Genomic DNA, 18,763 nt, shown 5'->3' with positions numbered 1-18,763 from the left:
CGGCGCCATCAGGCGCCGTTTCTGCTTACAGGACGAGTATGGCCTGCGCCAGTTCGAGGTCACTCGCCCGCAGCTCCGGCAGGCGGTCGCGGACATGCCGCAAGGCCGCCTCCAGACGTGCGCCACGGATATCGCCCTGGCTGGCGATGAAACTGGCCGCATCGTCCCTGGCCTCGCGCACCACCTTGTCGTCGAAGGCCGACGAGGTGACATCGCTGATGCCATCCACCGTGTTGACCATCGCGTCGGTGGTCACGACGAAACTGCTCGCGTTCGCCGACAGGCTGACCCCGAGGGCCAGCGCCGCCAGCCAATATTTGCCGTGCATGATGCAAGCTCCTGTATTGCGGACTGATTTCGGTCGGGGAGATTACCCGTGGCCTCGTTGAAGGTATAGCAGCCACCCTCGCTGAGGTAGAATGCCCGGCCGCGTCCCGCTCCAGTATTTTCCGGCTCCTCCATGCAGAATTCTTCCCCTCGCCCAGCCCTCTCCCGCCGTTTCTCCGTGGCGCCGATGATGGACTGGACCGACCGTCACTGCCGTTTCTTCCTGCGCCAGCTGTCCCGCCAGGCGCTGCTGTATACCGAGATGGTCACCACCGGCGCCCTGCTGCATGGCGATGCGCAGCGCTTCCTGCGCTACCACGACTGCGAGCACCCGCTCGCCCTGCAACTGGGCGGCAGCGATCCGGCGGACCTGGCCGCCTGCGCCCGGATGGCGGAGGCGCATGGCTACGACGAGGTCAACCTGAACGTCGGCTGTCCCAGCGACCGGGTGCAGAACAACATGATCGGCGCCTGCCTGATGGGCCATCCACAGCTGGTGGCCGATTGCGTGAAGGCCATGCGCGACGCCGTGGCCATCCCGGTGACGGTCAAGCACCGCATCGGCATCAACGGCCGCGACAGCTACGCCGAGCTGTGCGACTTCGTCGGCACCGTGCGCGATGCCGGCTGTACCAGCTTCACCGTGCACGCGAGGATCGCCATCCTCGAGGGTCTGTCGCCGAAGGAGAACCGCGAGGTCCCGCCGCTGCGCTACGAGGTAGCGGCGCAGCTGAAGCAGGACTTCCCGGAACTGGAGATCATCCTCAACGGCGGCATCAAGACGCTCGATGAATGCCAGCATCACCTGCAGACCTTCGACGGCGTGATGCTGGGGCGCGAGGCGTATCACAACCCCTACCTGCTGGCCCAGGTCGACCAGGCGCTGTTCGGCTTCGACAAGCCCGTGATCGGCCGGGCCGAGGCCCTGACGCGCCTGCTCCCCTACATCGAAGCACACCTCGCCGAAGGCGGCGCCATGCACCACATCACCCGTCACATTCTGGGGCTCGCCCAGGGCTTCCCGGGCGCGCGCCGCTTCCGCCAGCTGCTCTCGGTGGATGTGCACAAGACCCGCGAGCCCCTGGCGCTGCTCGACCAGGCCATCGAACTGCTCGCCGGCCGCTGAAAAGCCCGAGCCAGACGTTGAAGCGCCCCTCGGGGCTCGGGTAAGGTCGAGGTCATCGCAAAGACAGGGCTTCGTCATGACCTCCAAGCTGGACCAACTCAAGCAGTTCACCACCGTGGTCGCCGACACCGGCGACCTCGACGCCATCAGCCGGCTCAAGCCGGTGGACGCCACCACCAATCCCTCGCTGCTGCTCAAGGCCGCCGCCCTGCCCCGTTACACCGAGCTGCTGGACCGCGCCGTGAGCGCCTGCGACGGCGACCTGGGACTCGCCTGCGACCGCTTCGGAGTGGCCGTCGGCCAGGAGATCCTCAACGTGATTCCCGGGCGCATTTCCACCGAGGTGGATGCCCGCCTCTCGTTCGATACCGAGGCCACCCTGGCCCGCGCCGAGCGCATCATCGGACTCTACGAGCAGGCCGGCGTCGGCCGCGAGCAGGTGCTGATCAAGATCGCCTCCACCTGGGAAGGCATCCGCGCCGCCGAGCGCCTGGAAAAGGCCGGCATCCAGACCAACCTGACGCTGCTGTTCTCCTTTGCCCAGGCCGTGTCCTGTGCCGATGCCGGCGTGTTCCTCATCTCGCCCTTCGTCGGGCGCATCTACGACTGGTACAAGAAGGCCGAAGGCCGCGACTTCGTCGGCGCGGAAGACCCCGGCGTGAAGTCCGTTGCGCGCATCTACCAGTACTACAAGGCCAACGGCTACTCCACGGTGGTCATGGGCGCCAGCTTCCGCAACCTCGGCCAGATCGAGCAGCTCGCCGGTTGCGACCGCCTGACCATCAGCCCCGAGCTGCTGCAGCAACTGGCCGACGACCAGGGTGAGTTGCCGCGCGTGCTCACGGCGAGCACGGGCGAGCCCCGCCAGGCGCTGGACGAGCGCGCTTTCCGCTGGACCATGAACGAGGACGCCATGGCCACCGAGAAGCTGGCGGAAGGCATCCGCCTGTTCGCCCGCGACCAGGAGAAGCTGGAGGCCCTGCTGGCCGCACGCCGCTGATTCAGGAGAAAACAAAAGGGGCGATGTCCGTGTGGACATCGCCCCTTTTCATATCGATGACGGCTAGCTGCGCTCCAGCGCGCTCACCAGGTCGTGAAAGGCCTCGCGGTTGGACTCGTTGAGCCCCATGAGGATGCGGTGCGCTTCCAGCACCTTGGCCTTGACCACCTCTTCCGACTGGTCCTGGGACGGCAGGTCGCTCAGACATTCCGGGCAGGGAATCGGCCGGTCGACGATGTTGAACACCTGATCGAAGCCCATGGACTGCAGCAGGCGCGTGATGTCCTCATGGGTGGTGACCACGGTGGGCAACAGGCCGATCTTCTGCCGGGAGAGGATGGACAGCTTGGCCAGCAGGCCAAGGGTGGTGCTATCGATACTGCGGGTTTCCGTCAGGTCGATGACGATCGCCGAAAAATTCAGCGCCGTGAAAATCTTCTCGATCGTTGAATCCAGTGCCGAACACAAGGTCAGGCGGACTTCGCCGACGAACTTCAGGACGAAGGTTCCGTCCTGCTCGGCGAACTGGATCCTACCGGGGCTATTCCCAGGGTTCATGCAAGGTTCCTGCTCAACACCAGCAAGGCAATATCATCCGGCATATCGCGCAGATTGGCCAGACCGAAGACCTGGCGCAGCCCGTCGAGGGTGCCTCCGGCCTCGCTCACCAGCCTGGGGAGCGCGGCCTCCTTGTCTTTGAGCGTGTCGCCGGGCAAAAGGTCCAGAATACCGTCGGACATCAGGCTCAGGCTGAAGGACTGCGGCAGCTGCACGGCCAGGTCGCCGTAGCTGGCGTCCTCGAACAGGCCGACCGGCAGACCGCGGCCTTCCAGGTAGCTCGCCTTGCCCTCGCTGAACAGCACCGGCAACGGCAGGTGGCCGCCGACGCTGTAGGTCAGCTGGCCGGTCTCCTCGTCGATCACGCCGCCCAGCATGGTCACGTGCTTGCCCAGCTTGCAGTTGAGCAGCCCGCGGTTGATGTGGGCGAGCACGTCGGACGGCTTGAACTCGGGCAGCACGCCATTGCGCCGCCACTCGTAGAGCAGGCGTGTGGTCATGAACTTGAGCAGCACGGTGACGAATGCCGACGAGGCGCCGTGACCAGAGACATCGGCCAGATAGAAGGCCACCCGTCGCTCGTCCACCCGGAAATAGTCGACGAAATCGCCGGACAGATAGAGAGAGGGAATGATCTGGTGGGCGAACTCCAGGCTGTCGGCCTGCCAGGGCGTGTTCGGCAGCATGTTCATCTGCACCTGGCGCCCAGCGTTCTGGTCTTCCTGCAGCAGGTGCAGGCTGGCCTGCAGCTCGCGGTTGGCGGTTTCCAGCTTCTCGCGGTAGCGCTGGTTCTCCAGGCGCAGGTGGGAGCGATCCAGGGCGCGGCGCACCGAATGCTCCAGCACGGCCAGGTCTTCCAGCGGCTTGATCAGGTAGTCGGCGGCGCCCAGGCGCAGGGCCTCGACCGCATCGCTCATCACCCCGGCGCCGGACACGACGATGACCGGGACTTCGCTGTTGAGCGCATTGATCCGGCGGATCAGCTCGAGACCGTCGATCTGCGGCATGCGCAGATCGCAGATGATCACCTCGGGCCGCTCGCGCTCGAACACCTCCAGCCCTTGCAACCCGTTCCCGGCCTGCAGGACCTGGAAACCGCTGTCGTCGAGGTAGGCCGCGAGGCTCGCACGCACCACCTCGTCATCATCGATAATCAGCAGCTTGGCGCTGGTTTTATGCATGGGCCATCCAGGCAAACGACGCCGGAGAAGTTGAATTTGGCGCCTCGGAACAGACTGTACACCTGTGCTCGGACGATTCAAGGCGCAGACGGTACTCCCATCCGCCGGGCGATTCAAGCGGCCAGCCGATTGTCGCCGGGCGCCTTTACACCGCAAATCGGCGGGAGTTATAAAACCCTCCAGAGAGCGTCCCAAAACAAGAGGATAGGTCCATGAGCCAGAACGATCGCGCCTACAGCGAGAAACGCGACTTCATCCGCATGCGACTGGAAGCCCCCGTCACACTCCACCACGCCGGCAAGGAAATCCAGGCCCAGTGCCTCGACCTCTCCAGCACGGGCATGCAGGTGGAGGCGGACTGCCAGGTGGCCATGGGCGACAGGGTGAAGGTCCACATCCCCTCCGAGCACAGCGAACTGAAGGGGCTGGAAGCCGAGGCCGAAGTGGTGCGCATCATTCAGCTGGAAGACGGCCGGAGTTCGATCGGCCTGGCCATCCTGTCGATGACCTGACCTGCAGGCGGAAAGAAAGAAGGCGGCCAATGGCCGCCTTTTTCATTGCCGCGAACGGCTCAGAAGTCATCCACCACTTCGCCATCCTTCACGCGGAACTCGCGGTTCTGCAGGTAGGCGTTGCGGATGAAGATGTACTTGTCGCCGGTCATCATCTTTTCCGCCGATAGCAGGCTGGCGCGGGTATCGATCACGTTGACGGCGCGGGTGACGTTGCGGGTCGGTACATGGTCGATGTAGGGGTACGGGCCGAGGTAGCCGTCGGGAATCTTGGCGCCGGCGTCACGCACGGTGCTGGGCCCGAGGAACGGAATCACCAGGTAGGGACCGCTGCCCAGCCCCCAGGCGCCCAGGGTCTGGCCGAAGTCCTCGTCGTTGCGCTGCAGGCCCATCTCGCTGGCCACGTCGAAGAAGCCCAGCAGGCCGAAGGTAGTGTTGAAGATCAAGCGGCTGCCGTCGACGCCCGCATCGTGCACCTTGCCCTGCAGCAGGTCGTTGGCCAGGTTGCCGACGTCGCCGATGTTGCGGAACACGTTGTGCACGCCGTCTTCGAGGAACTGCGGGGTCACCGCCTGGTAGCCCTTGGCGACGGGCTTCAGGGCGTAGGTGTCGAGCGTATCGTTGAAGCGGAAGATCGGGCGGTTGAAACTCTCCCAGGGGTCTTCCTCGGCCGCGTTCGCCGCCAACGGCAGCATGGCCATCGCGGCACAGGCACACAGGCGGCCCAGACGATCGAGCCAGCTCGCACCGATCATTCGCATTTGCAGTCTCCCCATCGCATCAGTAGTGTGGCGGCCCGTGGCCAGCCGGATATCCTTGCAGGCCGCGCAGTATAAACGTCGCTGTCCCGTATGGCAGCAGCATAGTGGACTCCAGCATGTCGGAAAAACGCCTGCTCCATACCGCCCATATCCCAGTGCGCTGGGGCGACATGGACAACTACGGCCACGTCAACAACACCGTCTACCTAGAATACGTCCAGGAAGCACGGGTGGCCTGGTTCGCCAGCGTGGGCCTGGACATCGACCACGACGCCCAAGGGCCGGTGGTGCTGCAGACCCTGCACACCTACCTGAAGCCGGTGGTCCACCCCGCCACCGTGGTAGTCGAACTATACGCCGGCCCGGTCGGGCGCAGCAGCCTGGTGGTCGAGCACCGCCTGAGCACCCTGGAAGACCCGCAGAGCTGCTACGGCGAGGGCCACTGCAAGCTGGTGTGGATCGACCACGGCGGCAACGCCTCGGTGCCCGTGCCCGACGACGTGCGACGGGTGATGGGCGTTGATCCGTCGTAACCGGATCGTCACAGGCGCTCGCTACCCTGCCCCGAACGCTTCGGGAAACGAGTCGCCATGCCAGCCCCCCAGTTCACCGCCCTGCTGTTCGGCTTGACCGGTTGCTTGGTCGACCACGGCGCCCGCACCCTGCCGGTCGCCCTGCAGCATATGGGGCTGCGCGACTGCCCCGAAGACCTGCGGCAACCGCAGCTGCTGGACAGCCTGCTCGCCAGCGCGAACGAGCGGGCCGAGGCGCTGCCCGGCGTGATTGAGCTGCTGGAGGAACTGGCTCTCCAGCGCCTGCCCCATGCCGCCCTGGACGAACTGCCCACCGAAGTCGCGCAGCTACTGGCGAGCGCCCTGCCCCGCGACGTCACCCTCTGCTGTACCGGAGACGCCCGCCCCTGGCCGGCGCCTGACAGCCTCTGGCAGGCGCTGGCCCTGTTGCAGGTGGAGTGCCTGGAAGGCTGCGTGCTGATCGCCAGTGAGCCGCGCCTGCTGCAGGCAGGACTGAATGCCGGACTCTGGTGCATCGGCCTGGCCAGCTGCGGCTCGCCGTGCGGGCTGGCCCTGGCCGACTGGCAGGCCCTGCCCGCCGCCGAGCGCGAGAAGCTGCGCGCCCAGGCCACCCTGGAGCTGTACCGGCTCGGTGCCCATTCGGTAATCGACCACCCCGGCGAGCTGCCGGCATGCCTGCACGATCTTGCGGCGCGCCGGGACAAGGGCGAAAAACCCTAGCCACGCCGTAGCAAACGACGTGGTAGTTGAATGTATCGTTAGGCTCCTGCGACGAACTCGAAGCGATAGCCCTCGAAAAAACGGAAGCTGGAGGCTTCCATTTCTTGCAAGTTGACTGAAATTTCGCCTACCAGAATAGGTGGCTCTTTTTTGTCATTGCACCAAGCATCAATGCAATCGAGATCATGGCCGCCAGCCAATATTGATCTGAATACTTCTAAAGCCTGTAGCGTTGCATCTATATCTTCTTGATCTTCTGGCCACCAGTCTACCGGCTGAGAAAATCCGAGGTCTGCCGAGCCTCGGTCAAGGTGCCTAAAACCGCAGCTACAACCATCCTTTGAACCAAGAAACCATTTTTGGGGATACTGCAGAAGCTCTGCCTCTGGGACTCCGGAGATGCTTCTTGAGAACTGCATTAAAGGCGTATTTAGCAGGGTTAAATCCGCCTCTGATGTGGTGCTGATTACGGTCATGTAGCACATGGTGAAACCTAACGGTTGGTCAAGGGCGGGGTTTAGCTCATCCAACGAGCGAAGCAAACGGCTTGAGCCATTCTCTGTCTTATTTCCAAAGCTGGCCTTCACGCACGACCCTGCAGTGGTAGCAGCCACTCTCTTTACTGTTGATGTTGCACCACTCATGGTTACCTTCTGCCTGTTCGCAGTCGACTCCTTTGGCAGCAACACCCCAATCAATTATCAACCAAGGCAGATGGCTTTTGAGCCAAATTCTAAAGCGATATGGACCCCTGAAATATTTAGGCATTGGCAACACCCCCTTGCAAAGATAAATAAAGCAAGGTTAATGAAAACTAGCCAAGGGGGCTGTGTCAGGCCTCCCCCGACTTCAACGAACTATTAGTCAAAGCCAGCCCCAATACCGGCACAATCAGCATATACAAGTACTGATCCCAGTATACGGACAAGCCGGCAATAAGCCCTGACACATGTAGCCAAGGATTCATCAATGCGAGAAAAGAAGCAATCGCTGCTGCGTAGGCAAGAACATAGCTTGTCGTCTCCCTCGCCCCGAAAAACACTAACAGCAAAGATGCTACCGATGAAATTACAACAGTTGGCAAGGCTGAAATTACAAACGAGTACAGCTCAATCCAGTTGTGCCCTGGAGTCGGCCGTGCCACCAGGCTCCCAATCAGAGAAACCGCTAGCCACGGGACGAAAGCGCCAACAATGATTGCTAGAATATAGTTTCTGAAATTCATCGGTGCTTCACTCTGGTTGACATGTAGTTAGAAGTTGAGATTTAGCCCGACCCAACGAACAACATGAGCCCTTTGAGCATATTGCCATGTACATTTAATCAAGCTGCTCGGTAATGCTTGAAAAATATGACATTGAAATGATGGCGCCGATTCCAATCACGAGAAAATAGGAAATTAATGAGTCGAATCCACCTTGAACGATAAGCCCAAACATCGGCGTAATAAGCCCGGAAATTATGACTATTATTAGAAACAACGTTCTCCCCCACCTCTTAAGCTGGTGAAGACCAACTAGAGAAATCAATGTGACCCCGGTGATAATGTAAGGAATAGGGCCGTAAAAACTGACCCACCCTCCATACCCATTCCAGCTTAAGGCGTCAAGTTCTTCTTGACTGCACATAAGATGCCATGCATATGGCATAAGAATGTACACCAAATATAATAGAAAGACTGCCACAACAACTTTCTTAAAGAATCCCTTCATGATTTCCTCGACCGAACATAACTGTTATTGAGCGAAGTCACTGCCTCATAATGCTCTTGCAAAATGTCACAGGGCAGCCTTATACACTAATTTCTTGGTATCCATGCGAGCAAAGAAAATCAAACGCGACATCGGTGGAACGAAAATCGACACACCCGAAGACTATGTATGAGCACAAAGGCTGTCTAGAGAGGTGTCGAAAAATGCGGTTTGGTCTTGACTCCTACCAGAAAACCCTGACACCCAAAACTTGCCCTGGATCAGGCAAGCATCCCCGGCCTGGATTAACCTTCAGCCAGATGCAGCGAACCCGGAACGAAAGGTCCGGTCCACTCTGCGATAGCCATAAAGGAGACGACCATGTCCGAACGCCTTCAGCACCATTTTCAGCAACTGCGCGAGGAGCTCGCGACCGACGCGCCGCTGGACGTCGATGATCGCGCCGCGCTGCTCGAACTGATGCAGGAGATCGACCTCAAGCTGGCCAGGGAGCTGGCCAGCGACCCCGACGCCACCCTGGTCGACGGCGTCAACCTGGCGGTCGAACGCTTCGAGAGCCAGCACCCCACCCTGACCGGCACTCTGCGCAACATCCTGCAGAGCCTAGCCAACATGGGTATCTGATTTTCGCCCCGCAACGAAAAACGCCCCCTCCGGCCTGGCCGGAGGGGGCGTTCTGCACATCGACTTCTGAATCAGTCTTCGCGGTAGCGACGCAGCTTCAGAGACTTGCCGGCGACGCGGGTGTCCTTGAGTTTGCCGAGCAGACGATCCAGGCCGTCTTCCGGCAGCTCGATCAGGCTGAAGGTCTCGCGGATCTGGATGCGGCCGATCGCGTCGCGCTGCAGGCCGCCCTCGTTGAGGATGGCGCCCAGCAGGTTCTTCGCGGCGATACCGTCACGCGCGCCCAAGGCGGTGCGGCAGCGGGCCTTGCCTTCGCTCGGCGCAGCCATCGGGCGGCGCTCGCGGACTTCGCCACGGTCACCGCGGTCGTACGAGCGTTCGGGACGGTCGCCGTCACGCTCGCGGCGCTCGCGCGGGGCACCGACGCTCGGCACCAGCGGCTGCTCGCGCTCGACGCTGGCCAGATCCAGGGCCTGGCCACCGGTGGCCTTCTTCAGCAGGGCCGCGGCCAGGGCGCGCGGGCTGCAGCCGATGTCGGCGATCAGGCGGTCCAGCAGGGCGCCGTGGCTGGCTTCCGCGTCGGCGGTGAGCGGAGTGAGGCTGGTGGTGAGCTTCTTGATGCGGGCGTCCAGCACCTGCTGCGGGTTGGGCAGCTTGACCTCGCCGACCTTCTGCCCGGTGACGCGCTCGATCACCTGCAGCATGCGGCGCTCGCGCGGGGTCACCAGCAGCAGGGCACGGCCATCGCGACCGGCACGGCCGGTGCGGCCGATACGGTGCACGTAGGACTCCGGGTCGTACGGCATGTCGACGTTGAGCACGTGGGTGATGCGCGGCACGTCGATGCCGCGGGCGGCCACGTCGGTGGCGACCACGATGTCCAGGCGGCCGTCCTTGAGCGATTCGATCACGCGCTCACGCTGGTTCTGGGCGATGTCGCCGTTCAGCGCGGCGGCCTTGTAGCCCTTGGCTTCCAGGGCGCCAGCCAGGTCCAGGGTGGCCTGCTTGGTGCGCACGAAAGCGATCAGGGCGTCGAAGTCCTCGACTTCCAGCAGGCGGGTCACGGCATTGATCTTCTGATCGGCGTGGATCATCAGGTGCGCCTGCTCGATGCGCGACACGGTCTGGGTCTTGGCCGCGATCTTGACGTGCTTCGGCTCGCGCAGGTGCTTCTCGGCGATCTCGCGGATGGAGTGCGGCAGGGTCGCGGAGAACAGCACGCTCTGGCGGGTGGCCGGCATGGCCTGGAAGATCACTTCCAGGTCGTCCATGAAGCCGAGCTTGAGCATCTCGTCGGCTTCGTCCAGCACCAGGTGGCGGATGGTCGACAGCAGTTGGTCGTTACGGCTCAGGTGGTCGACCAGGCGGCCCGGGGTGGCGACGATGATCTGCGCCCCCATGCGCAGGGACTTGAGCTGCGGGCCCATCGGCGCGCCGCCGTAGACGGCGACCACGGAGACGCCGGGCATCTGCTTGGAGTAGGTCTCGAACGCGGTGGCCACCTGCAGGGCCAGTTCGCGGGTCGGCGCGAGGATCAGCGCCTGGGGCTCGCGCTTGGCCGGGTCGATCTTGGAGAGGATCGGCAGGGCGAAGGCGGCGGTCTTGCCGGTGCCGGTCTGGGCCTGGCCAATCATGTCGTGGCCGGCCAGGATCATCGGGATGGCCTGGGCCTGGATGGGGGACGGCTCTTCGTAACCGACCGCGGTCAGCGCGGCGAGAATGGCGGGATGAAGGCCGAGATCGGCAAAGGTGCCGGTTTCCTGGGTCATGGGTCTGCCTCTGTGTGCATCCGCAAAAACCCAGGAACAAAGGCTGCGCATGCCGTGTAAGACCTTGTGGGTCACCCTGGCAGCCGATCGACGGGTATTTGCGAAAACGATGGATGAAACGTCAAGGGTAGTCCGCGCGGGCGGACCAGCAGCGAAGCCGGGCTTCGTGAAATTGACGGGGCCAGTTTTGGCCGGGCGCGAATCATACAGGAAAAAGCTGACTACGGGTCGGGATTTTGCGCCATCCGGCCGAACGGCGCGCTCAGGTGGCCGGGCGCAGCACGTCCAGCAGCGGCTGCAGGGAGTAGCCCAGACGCGGCTTGAGCGCCTCGGCGCGGGCCGTGAGGGCATCGAGGCCGAGCGGCTGGTCGAGGTCCGCCGGCACCAGCAGGACGACGTTGCCCTCCTTCACCGGAATCTCCCAGTAGTGGCGGTGGTACAGGCCGCGCAACAGGGCCGCGCCCAAGGGGCGGCCGTCGTCGGTGCCCCACTGGTTGATCACCAGCCAGCCGCCGGGATTGAGGCGCTTCTGGCAGTTCTCCAGGAAGCGCCAGGCCAGGTGGCCGGCGGCCGGACCGGTGTCGGTGTAGAGGTCGACGAAGATCAGGTCGGCCGACTCGGCGCTGTCCAGCAGCTCCAGCGCATCGCCGATGCGCACGGTCAGGCGCGGGTCGTCGGCCAGGCCCAGGTGGCGCATGGCCAGGCGCGGCACGTCGGGGCGCAGTTCGATCACCTCGACGTCGTCCAGCGGCAGGAACTTCAGGCACGCCTGGGTCAGGGTGCCACCGCCCAGACCGAGGAACAGCGCGGACTCCGGCGCCTCGTGGCACAGGCCGCCGATCAGCATGGCGCGGGTGTAGTCGTACTCCAGCCAGGCCGGATCGCGGGTGTAGGTGCAGCTCTGCTCGATGGCCTCGCCGAACTCGAGGAAGCGGTAGTCGCCCACCTCCAGCACGCGGATCACGCCCCAGTCGTCGCGCACTTCCTCCAGCAGGATTTCCTCGCGCAGGTCGCTCATTGGCCGAGCCCCTGGCGGAACTGCCCGGGCGTGATCCCGCTCCAGCGCCGGAAGGCCTTGGCGAAGGCGCTCTCGTCGGAGAAGCCGAGCCCCTCGGCGACCTCGGCCACCCGCGGCGATTCGCGCAGGCGCTGTTCGGCCATCTGGTGCAGCACCTGGTCGCGCAGCAGCTTGAAGCTGGTGCCCTCGTCGGCCAGCTTGCGGTTCAGGTGGCGGCCGCTCAGCTCCAGCTGTTCGGCGATGCGCTCCTTGCCCCAGCGCGGCTGCTGGCGCAGCAGTTGCTGCACCCGCACCGCCAGGCTCTGGTTGCCGAGGCGCTCCAGCAGGCTGTCGGCCAGGCCGCGCAGGTGCTCGCGCATCAGCGCGTTGGCCTGGATCAGCGGCATGCCCAGGTCGGCGCGATCGAACACCAGGGCATTGTCATCGGCGCCGAAGCGCAGCGGACAGCCGAGCAGCTCGATGTAGCGCGCCTCGGCCGCGCGCGGCGGATGGGCGAAGTGCAACTCCAGCGGCTGGATGCGCTCGCCGGTGATCCAGCGCGCCATGTGCACGAGGCTGGCCAGCACCGCTTCCACCCGTTCCTCGCGGCGCACCTGATAGTGCGGCAGGTAGACCAGGCGCAACTGGTCGCCCTCCTCGACCAGACCGAACTCGCCGCCCTCGCCGACGATGGGGTAGTACTCCAGCAGCGCTTCCAGCGCCTCGCCCAGGGTCTCGCAGCTCATCAGCAGCGCGCCGACCATGTCCAGATGCCCGACCTGCAGGGCGCTGCCCAGGCGCAGGCCCATCAGCGGGTCATGGGCGGCGGCGCAGAAGGCCTCCCACAGGGCCTCCTGGCGCGCCAGCGGGATGCGTACCTCCTGGCCGAGCAGGCGCAGCTCGGCGGGCAGCGGCAGGGCCAGGCGCTCGGCGGCCTGGAGGATGGCCTGGGCGTAGTGGACGGTGACCGAAGGCGGGTTGCTCATGGAGTCCTGAATTAACCGGAAGAGGTCCTGTTTGAGCCGTTACGGCATGCAGGTGGCTGCATATGCTTGCGGAACATAACCAGAAAGACAATCGAGTAGCCTTGCATGCATGCCATCATCGGCGCCGGCCCCATGGGGCTGGCCGCTGCACGTCAGTTGCAGCGCCATGGTATCCCTTTCGTCGGCTTCGAACTGCACCACGATGTCGGCGGCCTGTGGGATATCGCCAACCCGCACAGCACCATGTACGAGTCGGCCCACCTGATCTCGTCCAAGGGCATGACCCAGTTCGACGAGTTTCCCATGGCGGACGACGTGCCGCCCTACCCGCACCATAGCCAGATCGGCCGCTACTTCCGCGACTACGCCGAACGCTTCGGCCTGCGCCAGCATTACCGGTTCGATACCCGGGTGGTGCGCGTCGAGCGCCTGAGCCGGGGCTGGCGGCTGGTCAGCGAGCACGGCGGCAGCCAGCGCGAGTGGCAGTTCGACGGCGTGCTGATCGCCAACGGCACCCTGCACACGCCCAACCAGCCGGCGCTGCCCGGCTGCTTCGCCGGCGAGCTGCTGCATTCCTCCGCCTACAAGAGCGCGGAGGTGTTCGTCGGCAAGCGCGTGCTGGTGGTCGGCTGCGGCAACTCGGCCTGCGACATCGCCGTGGACGCCGTGCACCGGGCCAAATCGGTGGACCTGTCGGTGCGACGCGGCTATCACTTCCTGCCCAAGTTCATCCTCGGCAGGCCCACCGACACCTTCGGCGGCGCGGTGAAGCTGCCGCGCCGGCTCAAGCAGCTGGTCGACGGCCTGGTGGCCCGCGTCCTGGTCGGCAAGCCCTCGCAGTACGGCCTGCCCGACCCGGACTACCGCCTGTACGAGTCGCACCCGGTGATGAACTCCCTGGTGCTGCACCATATCGGCCACGGCGATATCCGGCCGCGCGGCGACATCCGTGCGGTGGAAGGCAGGACCGTGATCTTCGCCGATGGCCGCCAGGGCGAGTACGACCTGATCCTGCAGGCCACGGGCTACCAGCTCGACTACCCCTTCATCGACCGCGCCGAGCTGAACTGGCCGGACGGCGCCGATGCCCCGCAGCTCTACCTCAACGTATTCCACCCGCAGCACGACGACCTGTTCATGCTCGGCATGATCGAGGCCTCGGGCCTGGGTTGGCAGGGCCGCGCCGAACAGGCCGAGCTGGTGGCCCTGGCGATCCGCCAGCAGCTGGATGGCCGTCCCTCGGCCAGGGCCTTGCGCGACACCGTGCGGCAACGCGCCGGCCAGCGCCTGGACGGCGGCTACGCCTACCTGAAGCTGCCGCGCATGGCCTACTACGTGCACAAGACAAGCTACCGCGCCGCGCTCAAGGCACATATCGCCGAGCTGCGCCGCGACCTCGCGCCCACCACCCAGCCCGAGGAGCGGCCCGATGCCCAGCGTCAATCTTGAGTTCTCGCCCACGGCGATGATCGCCCTCAACGCCATCATCGCCCTGATGATGTTCGGCGTGTCCCTGGAGCTGCGCGCGGAGGACTTCAGCCGCATCGTCCGCGCCCCCAAGGCGCCGGCCATCGGCATGCTGGTGCAGTTCCTGCTGCTGCCGGCGGCCACCTGCGGCCTGACGATTCTGCTGCCGATCGACCCGCAGCTGGCCCTGGGCATGATCCTGGTCGCCACCTGCCCCAGCGGCACCTTCTCCAACATCATGACCTGGCTGGCGCGCGGCAACGTGGCGGTGTCGGCCAGCGTCACCGCGGTGTCCAGCCTCACCGCCGGCATCTTCACCCCGCTCAACTTCGCCCTGTACGCCGGGCTCAACCCGAGCACCCGCGCGCTGCTCACCGAGATCAGCGTCGACCCGCTGGAGCTGCTGGCCATGGTGGTGCTGGTGCTGATCGTGCCGATGCTCGCCGGCATGGCCCTGGGCAGGCGCCGCCCGAGTCTTGCGCGCAAGCTGGAGAAGCCCTTGCGGCACTTCTCCCTGCTGGTGCTGGTGGCCTTCGTCGGCGGCGCCTTCGCCAAGAACTTCGCCCAGTTCATCGAGCACTTCCACCTGTTCTTCTGGCTGGTGGTGCTGCTCAACTCGATGGCCCTGGGCCTCGGCTACCTGTGCGCCCGGCTGTGGCGGCTGAGCGACGCCGACGTACGCGCGGTGACGCTGGAGACCGGCGTCCACAACTCGGCCCTGGGCATGGCGCTGATCTTCACCTTCTTCCCCCAGGCCGGCGGCATGCTGCTGATCGCCGCCTTCTGGGGCTGCTGGCAACTGCTGGCCGGGCTGGTGCTGGCCCTGCTGTGGGCACGGCGCCCCCTGGGTGACCTGGCCGAACAGCGTGGGAGCGGCCTTGGCCGCGATTACCAGCCATGACTTCGCATCGCGGCCAAGGCCGCTCCCACAAGAACACTCCCGCGACCGTCCTGATCACCGGCGCCGCCAGCGGCCTGGGCTGGGCGCTGGCCAAGGCCTGCCACGCCCGCGGCCACAGCCTGCTGCTCACCGACATCGACGCCGCTGGCCTGGCCGCACGGTTGGCCGAACTGGACAGCGACCGGGTCGAGGCGCTTTCGGGCGACATCACCGACCCGGCCCTACATCGCCAGTTGGTCGACGCCTGCCGCACGGTGTTCGGCCGCCTCGACCTGCTGATCAACAACGCCGGCATCACCCACCGCTCGCCGACCCTGCTGACCCGCCCCGAAGTGTTGCGCAAGGTGATGGCGGTGGACTACCACGCGCCGCTGGAACTGACCCTGGCCGCCACCGACCTGCTGCGCGAGAGCCGTGGCCGGGTGGCCTGCATCGGCTCCATGGCCAGCTGGATGCCGGTGCTCGGCCGCGCCGGCTATTGCGCGGCGAAGGCAGCCCTGGCGCAGAGCTTCGAGGTGCTGCGCGCGGAACTGGTGCAGGACGGCGTGGGCCTGCTGATGGTCTACCCGAGCTTCCTCGACACCCCTATCGACCGCAACGCCCTGGGCGCCGACGGCCAGCCGGCCGGCCACGCCCGCTCGACCCTGGGCAGCGTGCGCAGCGCCGCGTGGATGGCCGGGGAAATCCTCGACGCCCTGGAAAGTGGCCGCGAACGGCTGTTCCCGGACCGCGGCAGCTGGCTCGCCAGCCTGCTCTGGCGCATCGCCCCGGGCCTGTACTACCGGCAGATGAGCCGCCGCTTCGCCGGCGAGCTACCGCCACCCACACTTTCTGTAGGAGCGAGCTCTGCTCGCGAAAAGGCTTGTGCGGTGCCCGGTTCGCGAGCAGAGCTCGCTCCTACTGATCAGGGCGAGGCCCGACCATGAGCGCCTCCTACGCCCTCGGCGCCTTCATCCTGCTGGCCTACACCCTGGAGGCCGTCACCGGCTTCGGCAGCATCGTCATCGCCCTGTCGCTGGGGGCTCTGCTGCTGCCCATAGAACAACTGCTGCCGGTGCTGGTGCCGCTGAACATCGGCATGACCGGCTACCTGGTGTGGCGCCACCGCGCGCAGATCGACCGCCCGCTGCTGTTCGGCACCATCCTGCCCGGCATGCTCGTCGGCACCCTGCTCGGCTACTGGCTGCTGCCCTGGCTGGACGCGGCGCTGCTCAAGCGCGGCTTCGGCCTGCTGATCCTGTGGTTCGCCGGGCGCGAGCTGTGGCGCCTGCGCCATGCCACCGCGCTACCGGTACGCCCGCCGTGGCTGACCCGCCTGCTCACCCTAGGCGCCGGCTTCAGCCACGGCCTGTTCGCCTCCGGCGGGCCATTGCTGGTCTACGGCCTGGCCGGCACCGCGCTGGACAAGGCGCGCCTGCGCGCCACCCTGGTCAGCGTCTGGTTCACCCTCAACAGCCTGCTGACCGTTGCCTTCCTGATCGACGGCCGCCTGCAACCGGCCCTGCCCCAGGTGCTGGCCTACGCCCCGCTGCTGCTGGTCGGCCTGTGGCTGGGCGAACACCTGCACCGGCGCTTCGACGAACGCCACTTCCGCATCGCCATCTACGCCCTGCTGCTGGTCACCGGTACCCTGCTGCTCGCCCCCTGGAGCTTCGTATGAGCTACGACATCGTCATCAACAACGGCCTGTACTTCGACGGCAGCGGCGCGCCCGGCGCGGTGCGCCATATCGGCATCAAGGAAGGACGCATCGACACCCTGAGCGTCAGCCCGCTCGACGAGAGCGGCGCCGAGGTCATCGACGCCGCCGGCAAGTGGGTCACCCCCGGCTTCCTGGAAATCCACTCGCACTACGACGCCGAGGTGATCGCCGCGCCAGCGCTCAAGGAGTCGGTGCGCCACGGCGTCACCAGCGTGACCATCGGCTCCTGCTCGATCAGCATGGTGCTGGCCGACGCCGAGGACTGTTCGGACCTGTTCACCCGCGTCGAGGCAGTACCGCGCGAATACGTGCTGCCGATCCTGCAGGAGAAGAAAACCTGGCGCGATGCAGCCGGCTACCGCGCCTTCTACGACCAGTTGGCACTGGGCCCCAACGTCAGCTCCTTCCTCGGCCACTCCGAGCTGCGCGTGGCGGTGATGGGCCTGGAGCGTGCCACCCGCAAGGTGGAGCCGACCGAGCAGGAGCTGCAGCGCATGGAGCAGCTGCTGGAAGAGGCGCTGGACGCCGGCTGCATCGGCCTGTCGGTGATGACCACGCGGCTGGACAAGATGGACGGCGACCGCGCCTGGTCCAGCCCGCTGCCCTCCACCTTCGCCAGCTGGAAGGAATTCTCGCGCCTGTTCGCCATCCTCCGCCGGCGTGGCGCGGTGATGCAGGGCGCGCCCAACGCGGTGACCAAGGTCAACGTGTTCGCCTTCCTCTGGCAAGCCCACGGCTGGTTCCGCACGCCGCTGAAGTGCTCGATGCTCACCGCCCTGGATCTCAAGTCGCAACCGCTGCTGCACCGCTTCACCCGCTTCTCCGGCTGGCTGGCCAACCGCGTGCTGCGCGGCAATTTTCGCTGGCAGACCCTGCCGGCGCCCTTCACCCTGCGCCTGGAAGGGCTCAACGTGAACGCCTTCGAGGAGTTCGGCGCCGGCGAGATCCTGCGCAACATCAAGGACCCGGACGAGCTGTACGCCAAGGTGCTGGAGCCGGAGTTCCGCGCCCTGTTCAAGAAGCAGGTCAAGGCCATCCTCACCAAGGGCCTGTGGCACCGCGACTTCTCCGACTGCTGGGTGACCGAGTGCCCGGACGCCAGCCTGGTCGGCAAGAACTTCAAGCAACTCGGCCAGGCCCGCGGCCTGGATGCGGTGGATGCCTACTTCGAACTGGCCTGCCAGTACCGCGAGGCCCTGAAGTGGACCACCTGCTACGGCAACCAGCGCCTGCCGGTGATGCACAAGCTGCTCGCCAGCCCGTGGACCCAGCCGGGCTTCGCCGACTCCGGCGCGCACCTGCGCTCCATCGCCCAGTACAACTTCCCCCTGCGTTTCCTCAAGTACGTGCGTGACGCCGAACTGGCCGGCGCGCCCTTCATGGAGCTGGGGCAGGCGATCCATCGCCTCTCCGGCGAGCTGGCTGACTTCATCGGGGTGGACGCCGGCCGCATCCGCGTTGGCGACCGCGCCGACTTGGTGATCATCGACCCCGCCGGGCTGACCGACGCGCTGGACGAGATGCACGAGGCGCCCATGGAAGTGCTCGGCCTGGAGCGGGTGGTCAAGCGCAACGACGCGGCGGTGGACGCCACCCTGATCAACGGCCGCATCGCCTACCGGCGCGGCCTGGAATACCCGGACGACCTCGGCAAGGCGCAAGGCTACGGCCGCTTCCTGCCCGGCCGCGACGTGTTGCCGCGCCAGGCGCCGAACGGCGCCTTCCAGCCGGCCACGGCATAGCCCAGTCCGAGGATGGCCCACTGTGGGTCTCTGTGGGAGCGGACTTGTCCGCGAATGCTTACCGGCACATTCGCGGCCAAGGCCGCTCCCACACAAGATTTTTCCCACACAACGCATTCGCACCTGCCTCCAATCCGCCACGGGG

20 protein-coding genes and 1 pseudogene are annotated in these 18,763 nt (G+C 65.4%); 11 read left to right on the top strand and 10 right to left on the bottom strand.

Going from position 1 to position 18,763, the window contains the following annotated elements:
- Positions 1-25 precede the first annotated feature (25 nt).
- Positions 26-328 (bottom strand): DUF2388 domain-containing protein, encoded by a 303-nt coding sequence (locus N5D30_RS11200; protein WP_220814199.1) that lies wholly within the window; start codon positions 326-328, stop codon positions 26-28.
- 132 nt (positions 329-460) lie between these two features.
- On the opposite strand from N5D30_RS11200, the gene dusA reads away from it, so the two are divergent.
- Entirely contained in the window at positions 461-1,453 is a 993-nt protein-coding gene (gene dusA / locus N5D30_RS11195) for a tRNA dihydrouridine(20/20a) synthase DusA (protein ID WP_279909065.1), read from the top strand.
- A 76-nt stretch (positions 1,454-1,529) separates the two neighbouring features.
- The gene (gene tal / locus N5D30_RS11190) at positions 1,530-2,453 is read left to right on the top strand and encodes a transaldolase (protein WP_279909064.1); all 924 of its coding nucleotides are present in this window, start codon (positions 1,530-1,532) and stop codon (positions 2,451-2,453) included.
- 63 nt (positions 2,454-2,516) lie between these two features.
- Here the strand turns inward: tal and rssC are convergent, their stop codons facing one another.
- Together rssC and rssB are read right to left on the bottom strand one after the other, a co-directional pair.
- Positions 2,517-3,011 carry an anti-sigma factor antagonist RssC gene (gene rssC, locus N5D30_RS11185; RefSeq protein ID WP_220814202.1) on the bottom strand — a complete coding sequence of 165 codons (495 nt, stop codon included), beginning with the start codon at positions 3,009-3,011 and terminating at the stop codon, positions 2,517-2,519.
- The gene (gene rssB, locus N5D30_RS11180) at positions 3,008-4,192 is read right to left on the bottom strand and encodes a two-component system response regulator RssB (RefSeq protein WP_220814203.1); all 1,185 of its coding nucleotides are present in this window, start codon (positions 4,190-4,192) and stop codon (positions 3,008-3,010) included. Before rssB ends, rssC begins: the two co-directional genes overlap by 4 nt.
- Before the next feature lie 212 nt (positions 4,193-4,404).
- On the opposite strand from rssB, the gene N5D30_RS11175 reads away from it, so the two are divergent.
- Entirely contained in the window at positions 4,405-4,704 is a 300-nt protein-coding gene (locus tag N5D30_RS11175; protein WP_220814204.1) for a PilZ domain-containing protein, read from the top strand.
- A gap of 59 nt (positions 4,705-4,763) precedes the next feature.
- Here N5D30_RS11175 and N5D30_RS11170 read toward each other — a convergent pair whose 3' ends face one another.
- Positions 4,764-5,465, bottom strand: a complete 702-nt coding sequence (locus N5D30_RS11170; protein WP_279909063.1) for a VacJ family lipoprotein — start codon at positions 5,463-5,465, stop codon at positions 4,764-4,766.
- 116 nt (positions 5,466-5,581) lie between these two features.
- Between N5D30_RS11170 and N5D30_RS11165 the strand changes: the two genes are divergently transcribed.
- On the top strand, positions 5,582-5,998 hold the full coding sequence (locus N5D30_RS11165) for a thioesterase family protein (RefSeq protein ID WP_279909062.1): 417 nt from the start codon (positions 5,582-5,584) through the stop codon (positions 5,996-5,998).
- Positions 5,999-6,055: 57 nt separating this feature from the next.
- A complete protein-coding gene (locus N5D30_RS11160; protein WP_279909060.1) occupies positions 6,056-6,718 on the top strand; it encodes an HAD family phosphatase in 663 nt (220 codons plus the stop codon).
- Positions 6,719-6,756: 38 nt separating this feature from the next.
- Here N5D30_RS11160 and N5D30_RS11155 read toward each other — a convergent pair whose 3' ends face one another.
- The 3 genes from N5D30_RS11155 to N5D30_RS11145 all read right to left on the bottom strand — a co-directional run bounded on the left by N5D30_RS11155 (position 6,757) and on the right by N5D30_RS11145 (position 8,430).
- Positions 6,757-7,362: a hypothetical protein gene (locus N5D30_RS11155; RefSeq protein ID WP_279909059.1), complete on the bottom strand. Its 606-nt coding sequence runs from the start codon at positions 7,360-7,362 to the stop codon at positions 6,757-6,759.
- 188 nt (positions 7,363-7,550) lie between these two features.
- Entirely contained in the window at positions 7,551-7,943 is a 393-nt protein-coding gene (locus N5D30_RS11150; RefSeq protein WP_279909057.1) for a hypothetical protein, read from the bottom strand.
- A gap of 94 nt (positions 7,944-8,037) precedes the next feature.
- Entirely contained in the window at positions 8,038-8,430 is a 393-nt protein-coding gene (locus tag N5D30_RS11145; protein ID WP_279909056.1) for a hypothetical protein, read from the bottom strand.
- 360 nt (positions 8,431-8,790) lie between these two features.
- Between N5D30_RS11145 and N5D30_RS11140 the strand changes: the two genes are divergently transcribed.
- Complete coding sequence (locus N5D30_RS11140; RefSeq protein ID WP_279909053.1) at positions 8,791-9,054, top strand: DUF4404 family protein; 264 nt, start codon at positions 8,791-8,793, stop codon at positions 9,052-9,054.
- Between the two features lie 71 nt (positions 9,055-9,125).
- Here the strand turns inward: N5D30_RS11140 and N5D30_RS11135 are convergent.
- From N5D30_RS11135 to N5D30_RS11125, 3 genes and pseudogenes are all read right to left on the bottom strand, one after another.
- Positions 9,126-10,857, bottom strand: a pseudogene (locus N5D30_RS11135) (DEAD/DEAH box helicase).
- 228 nt (positions 10,858-11,085) lie between these two features.
- Positions 11,086-11,841 (bottom strand): spermidine synthase, encoded by a 756-nt coding sequence (locus N5D30_RS11130; protein ID WP_220814213.1) that lies wholly within the window; start codon positions 11,839-11,841, stop codon positions 11,086-11,088.
- Complete coding sequence (locus tag N5D30_RS11125) at positions 11,838-12,806, bottom strand: AraC family transcriptional regulator (RefSeq protein WP_279909052.1); 969 nt, start codon at positions 12,804-12,806, stop codon at positions 11,838-11,840. Before N5D30_RS11125 ends, N5D30_RS11130 begins: the two co-directional genes overlap by 4 nt.
- A 105-nt stretch (positions 12,807-12,911) precedes the next feature.
- Between N5D30_RS11125 and N5D30_RS11120 the strand changes: the two genes are divergently transcribed.
- Genes N5D30_RS11120 through N5D30_RS11100 form a run of 5 tightly spaced genes read left to right on the top strand, consistent with a single transcriptional unit; the run spans position 12,912 to position 18,618 of the window.
- Positions 12,912-14,255: an NAD(P)-binding domain-containing protein gene (locus tag N5D30_RS11120; RefSeq protein WP_279909051.1), complete on the top strand. Its 1,344-nt coding sequence runs from the start codon at positions 12,912-12,914 to the stop codon at positions 14,253-14,255.
- On the top strand, positions 14,236-15,174 hold the full coding sequence (locus tag N5D30_RS11115) for a bile acid:sodium symporter family protein (protein ID WP_279909050.1): 939 nt from the start codon (positions 14,236-14,238) through the stop codon (positions 15,172-15,174). Before N5D30_RS11120 ends, N5D30_RS11115 begins: the two co-directional genes overlap by 20 nt.
- On the top strand, positions 15,171-16,100 hold the full coding sequence (locus tag N5D30_RS11110) for an SDR family NAD(P)-dependent oxidoreductase (RefSeq protein WP_279909049.1): 930 nt from the start codon (positions 15,171-15,173) through the stop codon (positions 16,098-16,100). Before N5D30_RS11115 ends, N5D30_RS11110 begins: the two co-directional genes overlap by 4 nt.
- Complete coding sequence (locus tag N5D30_RS11105) at positions 16,097-16,834, top strand: sulfite exporter TauE/SafE family protein (RefSeq protein WP_279909048.1); 738 nt, start codon at positions 16,097-16,099, stop codon at positions 16,832-16,834. Before N5D30_RS11110 ends, N5D30_RS11105 begins: the two co-directional genes overlap by 4 nt.
- Positions 16,831-18,618: an amidohydrolase family protein gene (locus N5D30_RS11100; protein WP_279909047.1), complete on the top strand. Its 1,788-nt coding sequence runs from the start codon at positions 16,831-16,833 to the stop codon at positions 18,616-18,618. The genes N5D30_RS11105 and N5D30_RS11100 overlap by 4 nt, the downstream gene beginning before the upstream one ends.
- The last annotated feature ends 145 nt before the right edge of the window (positions 18,619-18,763 follow it).

The organism is Pseudomonas sp. GD03875, from assembly GCF_029840585.1.
GTDB classification, from domain to species: Bacteria; Pseudomonadota; Gammaproteobacteria; order Pseudomonadales; family Pseudomonadaceae; genus Aquipseudomonas; species Aquipseudomonas paralcaligenes.
Note: the sequence above shows the minus strand (reverse complement) of the source record. Positions and strands in the feature narration are given on the sequence as shown.